This window comes from Thiohalocapsa halophila (assembly GCF_016583825.1).
GTDB classification, from domain to species: domain Bacteria; phylum Pseudomonadota; class Gammaproteobacteria; order Chromatiales; family Chromatiaceae; genus Thiohalocapsa; species Thiohalocapsa halophila.
Genome location: NZ_NRRV01000015.1, coordinates 1 through 15103 on the forward strand (window position 1 = coordinate 1; position 15103 = coordinate 15103).

The 15103-nt window shown below is 69.4% G+C and carries 12 protein-coding genes; 3 read left to right on the plus strand and 9 right to left on the minus strand.

Annotated features, from left to right (window positions below; all coding sequences use genetic code 11):
• The first annotated feature begins 612 nt into the window (after positions 1 to 612).
• The gene (gene ndk, locus CKO31_RS08170) at positions 613 to 1062 is read left to right on the plus strand and encodes a nucleoside-diphosphate kinase (RefSeq protein ID WP_200235794.1); all 450 of its coding nucleotides are present in this window, start codon (positions 613 to 615) and stop codon (positions 1060 to 1062) included.
• Between the two features lie 93 nt (positions 1063 to 1155).
• On the opposite strand, the gene CKO31_RS08175 is transcribed toward ndk, so the two are convergent.
• From CKO31_RS08175 to CKO31_RS08185, 3 genes are all read right to left on the minus strand, one after another.
• Entirely contained in the window at positions 1156 to 2955 is a 1800-nt protein-coding gene (locus CKO31_RS08175) for a mechanosensitive ion channel family protein (RefSeq protein ID WP_200235796.1), read from the minus strand.
• Positions 2956 to 3184: 229 nt separating this feature from the next.
• Positions 3185 to 4438: a peptide-methionine (S)-S-oxide reductase MsrA gene (gene msrA, locus CKO31_RS08180; RefSeq protein ID WP_200235798.1), complete on the minus strand. Its 1254-nt coding sequence runs from the start codon at positions 4436 to 4438 to the stop codon at positions 3185 to 3187.
• Between the two features lie 260 nt (positions 4439 to 4698).
• On the minus strand, positions 4699 to 5286 hold the full coding sequence (locus CKO31_RS08185) for a MarR family winged helix-turn-helix transcriptional regulator (RefSeq protein ID WP_200235800.1): 588 nt from the start codon (positions 5284 to 5286) through the stop codon (positions 4699 to 4701).
• A gap of 397 nt (positions 5287 to 5683) precedes the next feature.
• Between CKO31_RS08185 and CKO31_RS08190 the strand changes: the two genes are divergently transcribed.
• Together CKO31_RS08190 and CKO31_RS08195 are read left to right on the plus strand one after the other, a co-directional pair.
• Positions 5684 to 6508, plus strand: a complete 825-nt coding sequence (locus tag CKO31_RS08190) for a glycine/sarcosine N-methyltransferase (protein WP_200235802.1) — start codon at positions 5684 to 5686, stop codon at positions 6506 to 6508.
• Between the two features lies 1 nt (position 6509).
• Positions 6510 to 7376, plus strand: a complete 867-nt coding sequence (locus tag CKO31_RS08195) for an SAM-dependent methyltransferase (RefSeq protein ID WP_200235804.1) — start codon at positions 6510 to 6512, stop codon at positions 7374 to 7376.
• Positions 7377 to 7654: 278 nt separating this feature from the next.
• Here CKO31_RS08195 and CKO31_RS08200 read toward each other — a convergent pair whose 3' ends face one another.
• From CKO31_RS08200 to CKO31_RS08225, 6 genes are all read right to left on the minus strand, one after another.
• Positions 7655 to 8293, minus strand: a complete 639-nt coding sequence (locus CKO31_RS08200; RefSeq protein ID WP_200235806.1) for a hypothetical protein — start codon at positions 8291 to 8293, stop codon at positions 7655 to 7657.
• 33 nt (positions 8294 to 8326) lie between these two features.
• Positions 8327 to 10138: a BatD family protein gene (locus CKO31_RS08205; RefSeq protein WP_200235808.1), complete on the minus strand. Its 1812-nt coding sequence runs from the start codon at positions 10136 to 10138 to the stop codon at positions 8327 to 8329.
• Between the two features lie 329 nt (positions 10139 to 10467).
• On the minus strand, positions 10468 to 12021 hold the full coding sequence (locus CKO31_RS08210) for a tetratricopeptide repeat protein (RefSeq protein WP_200235810.1): 1554 nt from the start codon (positions 12019 to 12021) through the stop codon (positions 10468 to 10470).
• On the minus strand, positions 12018 to 13103 hold the full coding sequence (locus tag CKO31_RS08215) for a vWA domain-containing protein (protein ID WP_200235812.1): 1086 nt from the start codon (positions 13101 to 13103) through the stop codon (positions 12018 to 12020). Before CKO31_RS08215 ends, CKO31_RS08210 begins: the two co-directional genes overlap by 4 nt.
• A 105-nt stretch (positions 13104 to 13208) precedes the next feature.
• A complete protein-coding gene (locus CKO31_RS08220) occupies positions 13209 to 14264 on the minus strand; it encodes a VWA domain-containing protein (RefSeq protein ID WP_200235938.1) in 1056 nt (351 codons plus the stop codon).
• 25 nt (positions 14265 to 14289) lie between these two features.
• Positions 14290 to 14934, minus strand: coding sequence for a DUF4381 domain-containing protein (locus CKO31_RS08225; protein ID WP_200235814.1), 645 nt, complete (start codon positions 14932 to 14934; stop codon positions 14290 to 14292).
• Between the last annotated feature and the right edge of the window lie 169 nt (positions 14935 to 15103).

The following is a 15103-nucleotide window of genomic DNA, read 5'->3' on the forward strand; positions in this document are numbered from 1 at the left end:
GCGAGCCACGCGAGTGGCGCCGGGTCGAGCCGCCGGTGTGGACGGAGCGGATGTTGGCGGCCCTGGCAACGGGGTCCACGCGACGCCTGCGGGCGTCCCCTGCGCTGGCCCGGAGTCGATCACCCGAAATGCTGCTCCTGCCGGCGAGCCAATCCCGATGAGGAAACAACCGACTGGAGAGCCGTGTGCGGGAGAACTGCACGCACGGTTCGGAGGGAGGGGAGGCGCAAGCCTTCCCTACCCCTATCGGGCGGCAATTGAGCTGTGGGAGCGGCATCCTTGCCGCGACGGATTGGTGCCGGCGCGCTGGAAGACGTCGCGGCCAGAGGCCGCTCCCACGGGCGGCAGTTGAGCTGCGGGAGCGGCATCCCTGCCGCGACGGATTGGTGCCGGCGCGCTGGAAGTCGTCGCGGCCAGAGGCCGCTCCCACGGGCGGCAGTTGAGCTGTGGGAGCGGCATCCTTGCCGCGATGGACGGCTTCCACCGCGACAGCCTGCGCCGGGGCGGCTATCATCCGCGCCGCCCGCGGTCGCATCCGCACCGCACCGCACCGCACCGCATTCGCGTCCCTGCCTGTCCGCCCGACAGGCCCATTCCACACAGGAGCCATTCATGGAACAGACCTTCGTCATGGTGAAGCCCGACGGCGTCCAGCGCGGCCTCGTCGGCGAGATTGTCGCCCGCCTGGAGCGCCGCGGCCTGAAGCTCGTCGGTGCCAAGTTCATGCAAGTCTCGCAGGAGCTCGCCGCCGAGCACTACGCCGAGCTCAAGGACAAGCCCTTCTACCCCGGCCTGATCGACTACATCACCAGCGCCCCGGTGCTGGCCATGGCGTGGGAGGGCAAGAACGCGGTCGGCGCCGTGCGCCAGACCCTCGGCGCCACCAAGCCGTCCGAGGCCGCCCCCGGCAGCATCCGTCACGACTACGGCATGGACGTGGGCCGCAATCTGGCCCACGGCTCCGACTCCCCGGAGAACGGCGCCCGCGAGGTCGCGCTGTGGTTCCAGCCGGAAGAGCTGGTGAGCTGGGAGCGGGCGACGGACGCCTGGATCTTCGAGTAACGCCGGGGGCGCCATTGCCGGCGATGGCCAAGAGCGGTTGCATGCGGCCGGTGCCATCGTCAGGCAGCGCGTCGGCTCGCGCGCGGGTCGGCGTCAGCGCTCTTCGGTAGGCGGCGTGAACAGGCCGAGTCCCCGCGGCCTTGCGGCGCTGCCGCCGGCGCCGAAGCTCTTCGCCACCGCGGCGAGCTCTTCGTCGGCGGGTGGGTCCACGGCGGTTGGTGGATGACCCGGGAGGCGCTCCACTTCGAGGGTCTGCGTCGGGAAGGCGAGCTCCAAGCCGAGCTTGCGCGCGAGTCGCAACACCTCGATGAGCACACGCTGGCGTTCCACCAACTCCACCGACCAGTCCGGCACGTCGAGGAAGAAATACAGCATGACGCTGAGGCTGTGGGGGCCGTAGTCGTTGAGCACGACGTGAAAGTAGTCCTTTCGCGTTGCCGGATTCGCGCGGATGATCGCTTTACAGCCCTCGAGAAAGGCTTCGATCTGCGCCGGCGGCGTGTCGTAGCGCAGGTTGAGCCGGGTATAGACGCGGCGAAATTGGCGCTGCCCCATGTTGTCGATTGCCGCGTTCACGGTGGTGGCGTTGGGGATGGAAAGCAGAGAATCGTAGAAGGTCCGGATGCGGGTACTGCGGAAGCCGATGTCTTCCACGGTGCCTTCGTCGTCGCCGATGCGGATCCAGTCGCCGATGCGAAACGGCCGATCCAGCATGATCGCCAGTGAGCCCAGTAGGTTCGCGATTGTCTCTCGCGCTGCCAGCGCCACCGCCAACCCGCCCACGCCCAAGCCCGTGATCACCGAATAGGCTGGCAGGCCAAGCTTGTCCGCACCGTCGATGATGAGCGCCGCGATCGTGATCAACGCCAGAAGCTTGAAGCCCAGCCGCAGCAGCTGACTGTCGACTCCGCGTGGACGAAGCCGTCGGGAGCGGATAATGACCTCCGGGATCTGCGTCAGCAGCAGGACGGCGACCCAGCCCACTAGCGCGTAGGTCAGAATCACGAACAGTCTTGAGCTCAGCACCAGCATGCCGCCGGTGAAGTTCACGACATCGTCGATGACGGTCTCGACACCGATCGCCACCGCAAGCGCAAACACCAGCGCCAGAATGGTGCCGCGCCGGCTGGGCTGGTCTCCGCTCTGAGACTTGCTGCCGCGGCGCTTGTCGGCGCGGCGGCCCAAGCGGTAGAGGCCAACGCCGAGCAGCAGCCCCAGCAACAGCGCGCCGAGGCCCGCCAACCATTGCCAGAGCGTTTGACCCAGCAGGTCGCGACCGAGCCAGCGCGGCAGGCTCTCTGCCCAGTACAGGCTGAGGCCGGCGCCCGGGGTCATGCTGTAGGCAGCGAAGATTCGGGGTGTCGCTCCGGGGCGGTAGGGCAGGTGTACGACTCGCTCGAAAAAGCCCTGCGCCTGGTCCACCGTGGCCGGTGTGAAAAGCCACTCGCCGGTCCGCGGCCCGCTATCGACCTTCGCGATCACGATCTCCGTGTTCGGCAGCCGCCACTTGACCAGCTCATCATCGTCCACGATTTGCCGGTCCGGGACAGTGGCTAAAGGCGGCACGCCGACTCGGTCGATGATCTCCTTCAGGTAGAGGGCGGCTTCCATGCCGATATCCTCCGCCAGGGTTCGCGGCGCATCACTCAGGTCGAGGGTGCGCACCGCCCGGCGCAGCAGCAGCCGGGTCTCTCGCTCAGGCCACTTGCTCTCCTGCGCCTCGGCATAGGCCCGCTCCATGTTGTCGATGAGACTCTCGAGCGTCGCCCGCGGGCTCGAGGTATCCGGCGGGCGCAGCGGATTCTGCTCCGGCGGGATGGCGGGGAGGGTGCCGGCCCCCGCCAGTGTGCAGTGCAGGCAGAGGGCCAAATAAACGGCGAGCCAGACCAGCATTCGCGTCTTCGGCGCGCGTGCGCTTGGGCGCGTGACGTACAAAATGGTGGGCTGAGCGGCTGCCGGGGCAACGCCGGGCACCTGCATGCAGCGTGTTGTCTTCGGCACCTCTGTCTAGCTCCGCCCCTGCTTCAAGGCCGCGGAGGTTAGTGATCGAGTCGCGCCCGGTCAATGTGCCCGTCGAGCCGCGCCGCGCAGGCCGCGCGCGGCGGCGTGGCGGTTGACGCCGCTAATCCGGCACGAACGCCAGCACATTGCCGTTGATGCAGTAGCGCTTGCCGGTGGGCGCCGGGCCGTCGTTGAAGACATGGCCGAGGTGGATACCGGAGCTGGCGCTGCGGACCTCGATGCGGCGCATGCCGTGGGCATTGTCCTCGTGCAGGGTGATGGCACCCTCCACGGGCTGGAAGAAGCTGGGCCAGCCGGTGCCGCTCTTGAACTTGGCATCGGTGCGAAACAGCGGCGCGCCGGTGATGGGGTCCACGAAAACGCCGGGGCGCGTCTCATCCAGATGGGAGCCGGTAAAGGGGCGCTCGGTGCCCTGTTCGAAGGCGATGCGTCGCTGCTCCGGGGTCAGCAGCCGCTGCCCGAGCCACTTCCAGAACCGTGCTTTGTCGCCCTTGTAGCCGGTGTAGCGCGAGACCTCCCGGCCGTCCTCGAAGAGCACCATGGTGGGCGTCGCGAACAGGGCCTTACCCAACTCCCACCCAGCGGGCGCCTCAGTGGCTTCGGTGGTCGCCACCGGTACCTCGGACGACCAGTCGTCAAGCACTTCGGCACGGAAGCGCTCGCAGAAGGGGCAGTCCTTGGCCTCGAAGACGATGAGCTGGCGCTCGCGGCTCAGGTCGGCCGCGCTCAGCACCGCCGGCTTGGGGCGTTGGGGCTCGCCGGGGTAGGCGACATCGGTGCTGCCGAGCCCGCAATAGCCGTTCGGGTTCTTCACCAGGTAGTCTTGGTGATAGCGCTCGGCACGGTTGTAGTGCTTGAGCGGGGCGATCTCGGTGGTGATGGGCCCATAGCCGGCCGCCGTCAGCGCCTCCTGATAGGCATCGCGGGTGGCGATGGCGACGGCGCGCTGCTCCGAGGCATTGGTGTAGACGGCGCTGCGGTAATTGCTGCCGACGTCGTTGCCTTGGCGGTCGCCCTGGGTGGGGTCGTGGCTCTCCCAAAAGGCGATGAGGACTTCTTTCAGCGACACCTCGCCGGGGTCGAACGTCACCTTCACCACCTCGGCGTGGTTGCGCTGGTCGCTGCGCCCGCGCTGAATGGCGCGCTCCAGGCTCAGCACGTCGCGGTAGCCGACCCGTTTCGCATCGCCGCCGGCATAGCCGGATTCCACGTCGACGACGCCTGGCACTTCGGCCATGCGCTTCTCGGCGCCCCAGAAGCAGCCCATACCGAGAACGATGGACTCCGTCCCGGCCATGGCCGCCAAGGGGGCTGTTAGGAGCAAACCGAGCAACAGGCTCGTGATCTTGTACATGCGGCACCTGTGTATCGTGTTACGGCGAATGTCAGTGAGACCCTGCACAGGCGGAATGGGTTTCCGCGGTAGAGGCAAGACGGTAACGCCAAGATATGGGGACGGTTTTCGCGTGCTTTGTGCCTAACTGCTCTTGTTAGGCTCATTGGCTCGCCGGCGGCCGGCGCGTCGGCTGCGCGGCGTGTGCTGACGACCTTGCGAGGGGCGGTACCGGGGGATGGGCGCGGAGACGGCGCCGATGAGCCCCGTCTAAGGGTGGCTCACAGGGTTCCCGGCTCATCCTCGGCGCCATCGGTGCCCGCAGGGGCTTCCGCTGCTTCTTCGACGGTGCCGGCGGCGAGGACGGGTGCGGCCTCCAGGCGCTCGGCGTCCATCAGCGCGGCGATGCGCTGAAGGGAGGCCAAGAGCAGGGTCTGCTCCCAGTCCGCCAGCTTGGCGAAGCGCGCGGCGAAGGCGTCTTGCAGCAGTGGAGGTGCGCGCTTGAGGGTCTGCGAGGCCTCCGGGGTAGCGCGCACCAGCACCCGCCGGCGGTCTGTTTCGCTGCGGGCGCGAACCACCAGGCCTCGTCGCTCCAGGCGGTTGACGATGTCCGTGATGGTGGCGTGGCTCAGGTTGACGCGCTGGGCGACGCCGCCCACCGGCAGCTCGCCGGCGGCGGCGATCTCCTTCAGCACCAGCGCCTGGGGCGCCGTGAGACCGTGGCTGCGCACCAGTGCACGCGAGTGCAGGTCCACAGCGCGGATGACGCGCCGCAGCGCCACGAGCACTTCGTCGGTGCGGTCGGTGTTGCTTTTGCGCCCGTCACCGCCCGGCGGCGGCTCCTGCTGAGATCGTAATCTTTCGCTCACAAAATAATCCCGGTTGTTGGGTCTACGGCGAAAATCCGCACAAGCATTTGATCAAAATACAAAAACTCTGAAAACATCAGGCTTTTTTGCGGGGCTGATGCCGGTTTTGGGCTTGCACTCATTCGGGTTCTAAGTAGTATGCTAGAGATTCTCAACCCGGCGGCGGCCATGCATTGGATGCGCTGTACGCCGCACACCCCCGGGCATAGCCCGTCTTGCACCGCACGCTGAGCGCACCGAGAAACCGGTGCGATGGACGCCATGCCGCCAGCGGCCGGACGCACTTTCCAGTGTCCCGAGCCAGCGGTGAGCCACGCGGCTCGGCGCCAGCGCCTGCGCCGGCAGCAAAGTCACGACGCCCGGCTACCCGCCAACCGACACCGAGAGGACGAGCCTCATGCAACCGCCACTGCGGACCGAGATCCCCAAACACCAGGACTACGGCGAAGATCCCCTCGCCGTGCGCGAGTCCGAAAAGTATCAGGAAGAGTATGTCGAGTCCTTCGTCGACAAGTGGGACGAGCTCATCGACTGGGACGGCCGCTCCGCCGCCGAAGGCCAGTTCTTCATCCAGCAGCTGCGTGAGCGCGGGGCCAAGAAGGTGCTCGATGTCGCCACCGGTACCGGCTATCACTCCGTGCAGCTGCTCAAGGCCGGCTTCGAGGTCACCAGCGCCGACGGCAGCCCCGTCATGCTGGCCAAGGCCTTCGAGAACGCCCGCCGCCAAGGTCATATCCTGCGTACCATCCATGCCGACTGGCGCTGGCTGAACCGCAGTGTGCACGACCTCTACGACGCCGTGATCTGCCTCGGCAACTCCTTTACGCACCTGCACGACGACAACGACCGCCGCAAGGCGCTCGCCGAGTTCTACGCCACGCTCAAGCACGACGGCGTGCTGATCCTGGACCAGCGCAACTACGACGCGCTGCTGGATCACCAGGTGCAGCCGACGCACAACTTCTACTACTGCGGCGACAACGTCCGCGCCGAGCCGGAGCATGTCGACGACAGCCTGGCGCGGTTCAAGTACAGCTTCAACGACGGCTCCGAGTTCCATCTGAACATGTTCCCGCTGCGCAAGCGCTACATGCAGGGCCTGATGCGCGAGGTGGGCTTCCAGCGCGTTGACACCTACGGCGACTTCCAGGAGACCTACCGCGAGGCGGAGCCGGACTTCTTCATTCACGTTGCCGAGAAGGAATACCGGGAGGTGTCTTGATATGAGTGCCCAGACGAGCCAAGCGCAGGCAGACTACTCAGACGTCGTCCAGACCGCCCGCGATTACTACAACAGCGAGGACGCGGACAACTTCTATTACCACGTCTGGGGCGGTGAGGACATCCATATCGGTCTCTACCAGGGGCCCGAGGATGCCATCAAGGATGCCTCCGAGCGCACGGTGGCCTTCATGGCCGAGCGCATCCAGGACAAGGCGTCCGCGCCCGGTGCGCGGGTGGTGGACCTCGGCGCCGGCTACGGCGGCGCCGCGCGCTGGCTGGCCAAGCAGTACGGCTGCCACGTGCTGGCTCTGAACCTGAGCGAGGCGGAGAACGAGCGCGACCGCCAGATGAACCGGGAGCAGGGCGTCGACAACCTCATCGAAGTGGTCGACGGCAGCTTCGAGCAGGTGCCCGCCGAGAACAGCAGCTTCGACGCCGCCTGGTCCCAGGACGCCATCCTGCATTCCGGTCACCGGGACAAGGTCATGGACGAGGTGGACCGGGTGCTGAAGCCCGGCGGCGAATTCGTCTTCACCGACCCGATGCAGGCGGACGACTGCCCCGAGGGCGTGCTGCAGCCGGTGCTGGACCGCATCCATCTCTCCAGCCTCGGCTCCTTCGCCTTCTACCGCGAGCAGGCCCGGCGCCTGGGCTGGGAAGAGGTCGAGATCGTCGACATGACCGAGCAGCTGGTGAACCACTACGGCCGCGTCGCCGCCGTGCTGCGCGCCGAGCGTGAGTCCCTGACCGGCAAGGTCTCCGACGCCTACATCGACCGCATGCTCCAAGGCCTTCAGCACTGGGTGGACGCCGGCAGCAACGGCTACCTCTCCTGGGGCGTGATGCACTTCCGCAAGCCTGCCTGAGGCTCACCCCCCAACGGAATCCGGCGCCCGCATCAGGGCTGAGCCCAATACGATGCCGGCGCGCCCTTTGCGCGCCCTGTGCGCGCCGCAGTGCGCCACGCAGACGGCGCCGCTTGCTTGCGCAGGCGGCGCCGTTTTTTGTTGGCAGCTTACGTAACACCTGCCGCGTGCTCGGCTGGGCCGCGGTCTATCGGACCAGCACGGGCAGAGGCTGCGCGCGTCGCGGGGTCGGTGGTCGCGCCCGGGAGTCGGCGATTCCCGGGTGTCTGACCCAGGCGTCAGCGTGCGGCTCCCGCGCGCACGGCCTCGATGTCCCAGGCCTTGAGCAGGTCGGCGGCGACGTCCGGTGAGTCGAGGTTGTCGCCTTTCACCTGCATCATGATCCGGCCGTCGAGCATCAGTGTCGCTTCGGCGCTGGCATTGTCCGGCTCCCATTTGAGCATGCCGGTCTCTCGGCCCACGCGCAGGCGCTCGGTGTTCGGCTGGGCCGACATCAGCATGGGATTGTTCAGGAGCGCGGCCATGCCTTGGACCATCGGGTTGTCGATCATCAGCGCGGCCGTGAGCGTTCCTGCTCCGTCTTCCTGGCTGTAGGTACGCTCGAGCATGGTTCCCATCGCCCCGCCGAACATGGCGGCGGCGCCGGCCGCCTCTGACGAGGACGCCGCAGCGTCGGCGGTCCACCCGGCGGGCGGCTCTGGGAAGGTGTCGGCCAAACGCCCGGACATGGCTTTGCGAATGTCGCTGATTGCGAATTCCAGCTCCGTGATCGCCGCGCCGAGCTCGCCGGTTTGGTAGAGCTCCAGTCCCTGGCGAATCTGCTCCTCTACGGAGTCGCCGGCAGCGGGCGCGGACGCGGCGAGCACCAGTAACGAGGCCGTGGCCAGTCCGGCGAGCTTGGGTGAGGTCTGAGGCATGATGGCTCCTGGCAGGTCTGTTTGCGGCGGTGTTTAGCCAGCCGGGCGCGGGTTCAGCGCCGGCAGTCGGGCGCGGTGGACGCGACCGGGCAGCAGGCTGCCCAGGGTGCCGACACCCGGGCGCAGCGCGCGACGGAAGTGTCGCTTCCAGCGCCGGAAGTCGATGTGGCCCTGGTGGTAGAGGGCGCGGTCCAGCTCCTGCATCAGGGCCTCGACGCGCGCCCGGTCGGCGCCCGGTCGCAGCGCCGTGATGCGGTCCGCCATGCGCGGCAGGGGCTCCCGGGCCTCGGCGGCGAGGCGCCGGCAGGCCTGCTGCTGGAAGGCCTGGCACCAGGCCGCCGGGTCCTGCGCTGCGTCGGCGGCCTTGGCGCATTGATAGACGCGCGTACTCGGCGGGGCGAGGGCGGCGACGGCAGCCCGCAGCCGCCGCAGCAGCGGCCTGGGGCTCAGGGCGCGGCCGGCGGCGGCGAGTCCGCGCCCGGTGAGCCCGATGCCCGCTGTCGCCAGGCGCTTCATCCGCGGCCAAACGGGTCCGCGCTCGCCGGCGGGCACGCGCCCACGCAGCCAGACGCCGCCCCAGTAGCCGATGAGCAGCAGCGCCAGGCCGGCCACGGGCAGCCAGTATTTCTGCCAGTCCTCGCCGGCGCGGCTGTCGGCGGCGGCGGAAAAGCCGAAGGGGCCGGACTTGCCGGCGACGTCGAAGACACGGATGGGCACCGATGAGGCCTCGCGGCTGGCGGTCTCGACATTCCACCAGGCTAAGCGCAGCTCCGGCAGCTGCATGCGCCCGCCGGATTGGGGCACCAGTGTATAGACCTCGATGCGCTTGCCCACGAGGTTGCGGCCGCTGTCGGCGAGGCGGGTGTCGGTGACCGTCTGCTCGCGGTAGACGCGGAAATCCTCGGAGCGGAGCATCGCCTCCGGCGAGGGCAGTTGGTCGCCTGCGGCGCCCTCGGCCTCCAGCTCCACCGTGAGCGTCGCCGGGCGGCCGCGGGCCATGGCATCGGCCTCGGTCAGCTCGGCGTCGATGCGCAGGCTGCGCAGCGGCAGCCACGGGCGCACGGACGGCATGGGCGGGCGTACATCCAGCGCGATGGGCTGGCGGGCCACCGCCTCGAAGGGCACGCCGCCGGCCAGGGTGCCGCTGACCTTGAGCGGGCCGATCTCCACGGGGCCGGCGCGCAGCGGGGTCATGGCGAGCACGTACTCGTTGACGATTTCCTGATTGCCGGCGGCGCCGCGGGTGCTGGTGATGGGGCCGTCCAGCTGCTTGAACAGGGCGTCCTCGATGCCGGCGAGGTCCGGCGAGGCGGTGGCGAGGTTGCCGGCGCTCACCACTCGCAGGCGCACCAGCACGTTCTGCTGCACATAGGGCTCGCGCTCGCTCACCTGTACTTCGAGCTGCGGGCGCCCGGGGGTCAGGCCGCCGCGGGGTCCGTACCAGCCGCCGCCCCGCGACGGTTGTGCCGGCTGATAGGACCGCCCTTGATAGGGGCTCGCGGACGGCTGTTGGCTTGGCGGCCGGCCGAAGGCCGGACCCTGCTGATAGGGCATCCCGCCCGGCGGTGCTTGACCCTGGCGCGGTGGGGCGCCTGGCGGGTAGCCCGGCCAGGCAGGCCGCCCATAGGCCGAGCCCGCGCCGGGGCCTTGGGCTTGGCTGCCCGGCTGGCCTTGGGGCTGCCCCGAGGGCTGCATGCCGGGTCGGGGCGGCACGCCGCGGGCGTTGCTCGGCTCCGTGGGGCGGAACTGCCAGGTTTGGTAGGGCGGTTGCGCCACCGCGATGTTTGCGCACACGAGGAGCACGACGACGCCAAGGAACAGCCGCACCCAGCTGGTCTGTGCCAAAGGTGTCTGCCTGCGTTCGGTATCGGCGGTGGGGTCTTGTTCAGCGCTTCGGCCGTATCGAGACAATGGCCCCGGGAGACAGAGCGTCCGTCTTTGCGCCGACGTCCGAGAGACTGGGCAAGAATCTGCCGTAGGTCGGACTGAGGCACGAAGTCCGACGCGGCGTTTACTGTCGCCGCCGGATTGTCGGGCCTCCAGGCGTCGGCCCGACCTACGCCGAAGCACCTGCGAGGGGCCGGTAAGCAATGCTTCCTCGGCCTCGGGAGCCTGGCAGCCAGGGCCGTGCCGATGGTTGCACTGACGAACAGCGCCGACGGTGCGTAGGGCCCCTACCATGGTCGACTCTCCTGCACGCGGCCGTCGGTCTCGCGGATCAGGCGCATGTCCTCCAGGATGAATTGATTGCGCAGCAGCATAGAGGGGTCGCCCTCCACCTGCTCCAGGCGCTGCTCCATGATGGCCATGCCCGGGCCGAGCATCTGTTCGCCGCCGAGGGCCGGGGACTGGCTGCTGTCTGCGTCGGGCCCGAGGCCGGCCCAGGGCTGTTCAGCCAGCTGGTCGAAGCGCTCCACGGCCTGGCGGTCGCCGGTCAGGTCATCCATGTCGGGCGGGCTTGGGTCGTCTGCGCCGTCGCCGCCGGCGCGTGGGCGATCCCGTCCGCGCTCGTCGGCGCCGGTGCCCGCCTCTTCGCTGTCGGGGCGGACCTCGTCACCGGGGCGCTCGGGCTCGGACGGCTCCTCGCCGCCGCCGCTTTCATCGCCCGGCTCGGGCGGCTCTTCGTCGCCGGCGGCGGGCATCAGGCTGTCCTCGTACTCGCCGGCGGCGCGGCCTTCTTCGTCGCCGCCTTCGGTGCCGCCGCGCTCGGCCTCGCCCTCGGTGCGGTCCTGGTCCATGGCGCCGTCGGCGTCATCGCGCAGCTCACGGTCGCCGCCCTCGGCATCGTCGTCTTCGGTCTCGTCGCCGCCGTCTGCAGGGGTCTCCTCGCGCTCGCCGTCCTCGCGGTCGGTGTCCTCGTCGCCGCCGGTCTGGCCTTCGGCTTCGTCGCCCTCGGCGCCGCGGCGCTCGTCGGTCTCTTTGCCAGCGCTGCCGGCCTCGTCCTGCCCCTCGCCGCCGCCGGCGTCGCTGTCGGACTGCTGCTGACCCGCCTGCTGCTCGTCCTGTTGCTCCCCGCCCGCCTGTTGCTGCTCCTGTTGCTCGCCGCCCTGTTGCTGCTGTTCCTGCTGCTCTCCGCCCTCCTGTTCCTGTTCCTGTTCCTGTTCCTGCTCTGGCTCGCCCTGCTGTTCCTGTTGTTCCTCGCCCTGCTGCTGCTCGGAGGCTTGCTGCTCTTGTTGCTGCTCCGATTCCTGTTCCTCGGACTGGCTCTGCTGTTGGTCCTGTTCCTGATCCTGCTGTGGCTCCTGCTCGGATGCCTCTTGCTCCTCTTCCGGCTCCGATTCGGGCTCGGGCTCCGGCTCCTCCGGCTCGGCCTCCTCCTGGAAGGCCTGCTGCTCCAGCTTCGCGAGCAGGGCGCGGGCGAGGGTGAGGTTGAAATGGGCGTCGGCGTGGCCGGGATCTTCGGCGAGGACGTCTTCGTAGGCGTCGATGGCGCCGGTGTAGTCGCCCTGCTTGAAGCGGGCATTGCCGAGGTTGTAGCGCGCGGTGGTGCGCACGGCGTCGCGGTCGGCGTCGGCGAAGGCCACCTCGGCGGCTCGATACTCGCCGGCGCGATACAGGGCCACGCCGCGGCGGTAGGCGTCGTCGAAGCCCTCGGCGGCGGCCGTGTAGTCACCGCTGCGGAAGCGCTCCATGGCGGCCTGCTCGGTGTTGCGGAACAGGCCCGCCTGACTCATGCCGGCACCCAGCAGCGCCAGCGCCAGGAGCAACAGAGCGCTGCGTGCACTCATGCCTTCTTCTCCTGGCGCGGTGCGGCTGCGCTCCGCTGTGGCGTTGCCGGCGCCTGCGCAGGCGGCGGCAATTGGGACCGGGCGCGGCCCTTGAAGCGCGGCAGCAACAGGAGCAGCAGCAGCGCGACGGGCAAGTAGAAGCGCTCGTGCCAGACGCGGGTGCGCTCGTCGGTTGCCTGGGGCGGCAGCTTGCTGCGGGCGGCGGCGTCCAGGATGTCCAGGGTGTCGCTGTCGCGGTAGTCGGCCTCCCGGTAGAGGCCGCCGCCGGCGGCCGCCAGGGCCTGGAGCCGGTCTTCGTCCAGCGCGGAGCGCACCGGCTCGCCGTCGGGGCCCACCAGCGGCGAGCCGCGGGGCCCGGGCACCTCGCCGCCGCCCTCGGTGCCCATGCCGAGCACATGCACGGCGACGCCGGTGTCGGCGAGTGCAGCGACGCGCTCGGTGAGGCCGGTCTCGTCGAAGTCGCCGTCGCTGATCAACAGCAGGGAGCGGGCGCTTTCCGCCGGCAGGGAATCCAGCAGGATCTCCGCGCGGTCCAGCGCCGCGTGCAGGCGGCTGCCCTGGAGGCGGGCCAGGTCCGTAGCCAGCGCCGGCAGTGCCAGCAGGATGGTCCGGCTGTCCTCGGTGACCGGTGCCACCACGTGCGGCGAGGAGGCAAAGGCGACGAGGCCAAGCCGAAGGCGCCGGTTCTGCATGATCAGGTCCTGGATCTCCTGGCGGGCGCGGCCGAGGCGGCTGGGGGCGACGTCGTCGGTCGCCATGGAACGGGAGATATCGAGCAGGATTAACAGGTTGTCGCCGGGCTGAAAGAGGCGGACATCGGTGTAGTCCCACCGCGGGCCGGCCATGGCCGTGAGCAGCAGCAGCCAGAGGGCCGCCCAGGCGAAAAAGCGCCCCCAGCGCTCCGTACCCGCCAGCGCTCGGCTGCCCGCCAGGTGCGGCAGCAGCTGCGGGTCCGCATAGCGATGCACTGGTGCCTTGGCGGCGCGGGCGGCGCTGCGCCAGAGCCACCAGGCGACGGCGGGCAGCACCAGGACCCCCCAGAGCCAGGCGGGCTGGGCAAAATGGAAGCCGGTTTCGTTCATGCTCCTCGTGTCAGCGGATACTGCGTGCTGTCTTGTGCTGCCGGCTAGCGTCTTGCTCGGCTCCGGTCTCGGCTCCGGTCTCGACGCTGGGGCTCGACTCCGGGCTCAGCTGCTGGCCTGGCGGACGATGAAGCGCCGGCGGCCCTCCGGGAACAAGCCGAGCCCCAGCAGCGCCGCCAGCGACAGCCCCAGCGGCCAGCGGTACAGCGGCTCCGGCAGATAGGCCGTGCGGGTCTCGCTCTCGGTCTTTTCCAGCTCGGCGATACGCCGGCTGATCTCCTCCAGCGCGCGGGTGTCGGTAGCGCGGAAGTAGGCGCCGCCGGTGACTTCCGCGAGGCGCTGCAGGGTGTCTTCGTCCATGGTCAGGTCGTCCCAGTATTCGATCTGGCCCTCGTGCAGGATCGGGATGCGCTCCTGGTTGCTGCCGACGCCGATGACATAGATGCGCACGCCGGCCATGCGCGCCAGCTGGGCCGATTCCAAAGGCTGGAAGTTGCCGGCGGTGTTGTCGCCGTCGGCGACCAGGATCATCACCCGTGAGCCCGGCGGGCGGTCGCGCAGCTTCTTCACCCCCAGCGCCACCGCGTCACCCAGGGCCGTGCTGCCGCCGGCGATGCTCGGCACCACGCGCTCCAGCAGCATGTGCACTGCGGCGCGGTCGATGGTGAGCGGCGAGAGCACGTAGGCGCCGCTGCCGAAGATGATGAGCCCGATGCGATCGCCGGCGCGCTCGTCGATGAAACGCCCCATCACGCCCTTGACCACCTGCATGCGGCTCACCTGCTGTCCCTGATCGGTGAAGTCCAGGGCATCCATGGAATGGGAGGCGTCCACGGCGAGCATCAGGTCATAGCCCGGTGCCGAGACTTCGGTGTGCGGCACCAGCCATTGCGGGCGCATCAAAGCCAGCACCAGGCCGATCCACACTAGGTGCAAAAGGGCCCGGTAGAGCCAGCCCGCCAGCTGCCGGCGCGGGCGCCGGGCCTGATAGGCCGTGCGCAGCTGCTCGATGTGCGGATGCAGCAGGGTGATGCGCTCGCCTTCCAGCTGTTCCTCGCGCGGGGTATCCCCCGTTTGCGGCGGGCGCTCACGCCAGAGCAGCGGCAACAGCAGCGGCAGCGGCAGCAGCAGTGCGAGCCAGGGCCATTGGAATTCGAACAGCATCATCGTGCGCCTGGGTCTTGCATCAAGCCGCATCCTCCGCCTGCGCTGGGACCTGACCCGGGACCTGATCGGTTGTCGGCCGGCGCCGCCGCAGTCGCTGGCGAGCCCCGTCGACGGGGCGCCGCAGCCAGCCGGGCAATGGGCGGCGGTGGCGGCGCCGCTCGGGCTTGGGGTCCGGGGCCGCGACCCATTCCATGGCCGCCTCCAACAGGCGGCGGACGGCCTCGCGCTGGGTGTTGGCCGCCGCCGGCTGGGCATAGGGTGCCGTGAGCAGGGCCTGGCCGTCTCGGCGCCAGTCGAAGCCGCGGGGGTCGTTGGCGGTGAGCCAGGCGAGCCAGTCCGCACCGTGGAGGCCGGCGCAGGCGGCCCGGCCGTGGCGGGCCATGGCGATGCGCCGCAGCAGCTCCGAGAGCTCGGCGGCGACGGGCTTCACCGGCTCCTGTGCCAGGCGCCTGCGCAGCGCCCGCAGCCCCTGCGCCGCCTCCCAGCGCCAGGTGCCGAGGCTGATCACCGGCAGCGGCACATAGAGCCGCCAGCGCGGGTCGTAGCGCCAAAGCAGCAGCCCCAGCAGGACAAGCGCGCCCGCGAGCATCCACCAGCCGGGGGCCGGCGGCCACCAGGGATGGCCCATTTGGACGTGGATGTCGCGGAGTTGGGTGGGGTCCATGGGGGTTTAGTGCGCTGTGCGGAGTGCGCGGTGCGGGACCTCGTGCACAGTGCGCGGTGCCGAGCGGCTTGCTCCGAGCGTCCGGCGTGCGGTGCGTTTCGTTGCTTGGTCGATGCGCTTGCCGGGATGGGGTCTACCGCGGCTCGTACGGCAAGGGGAGCCTTTCAGG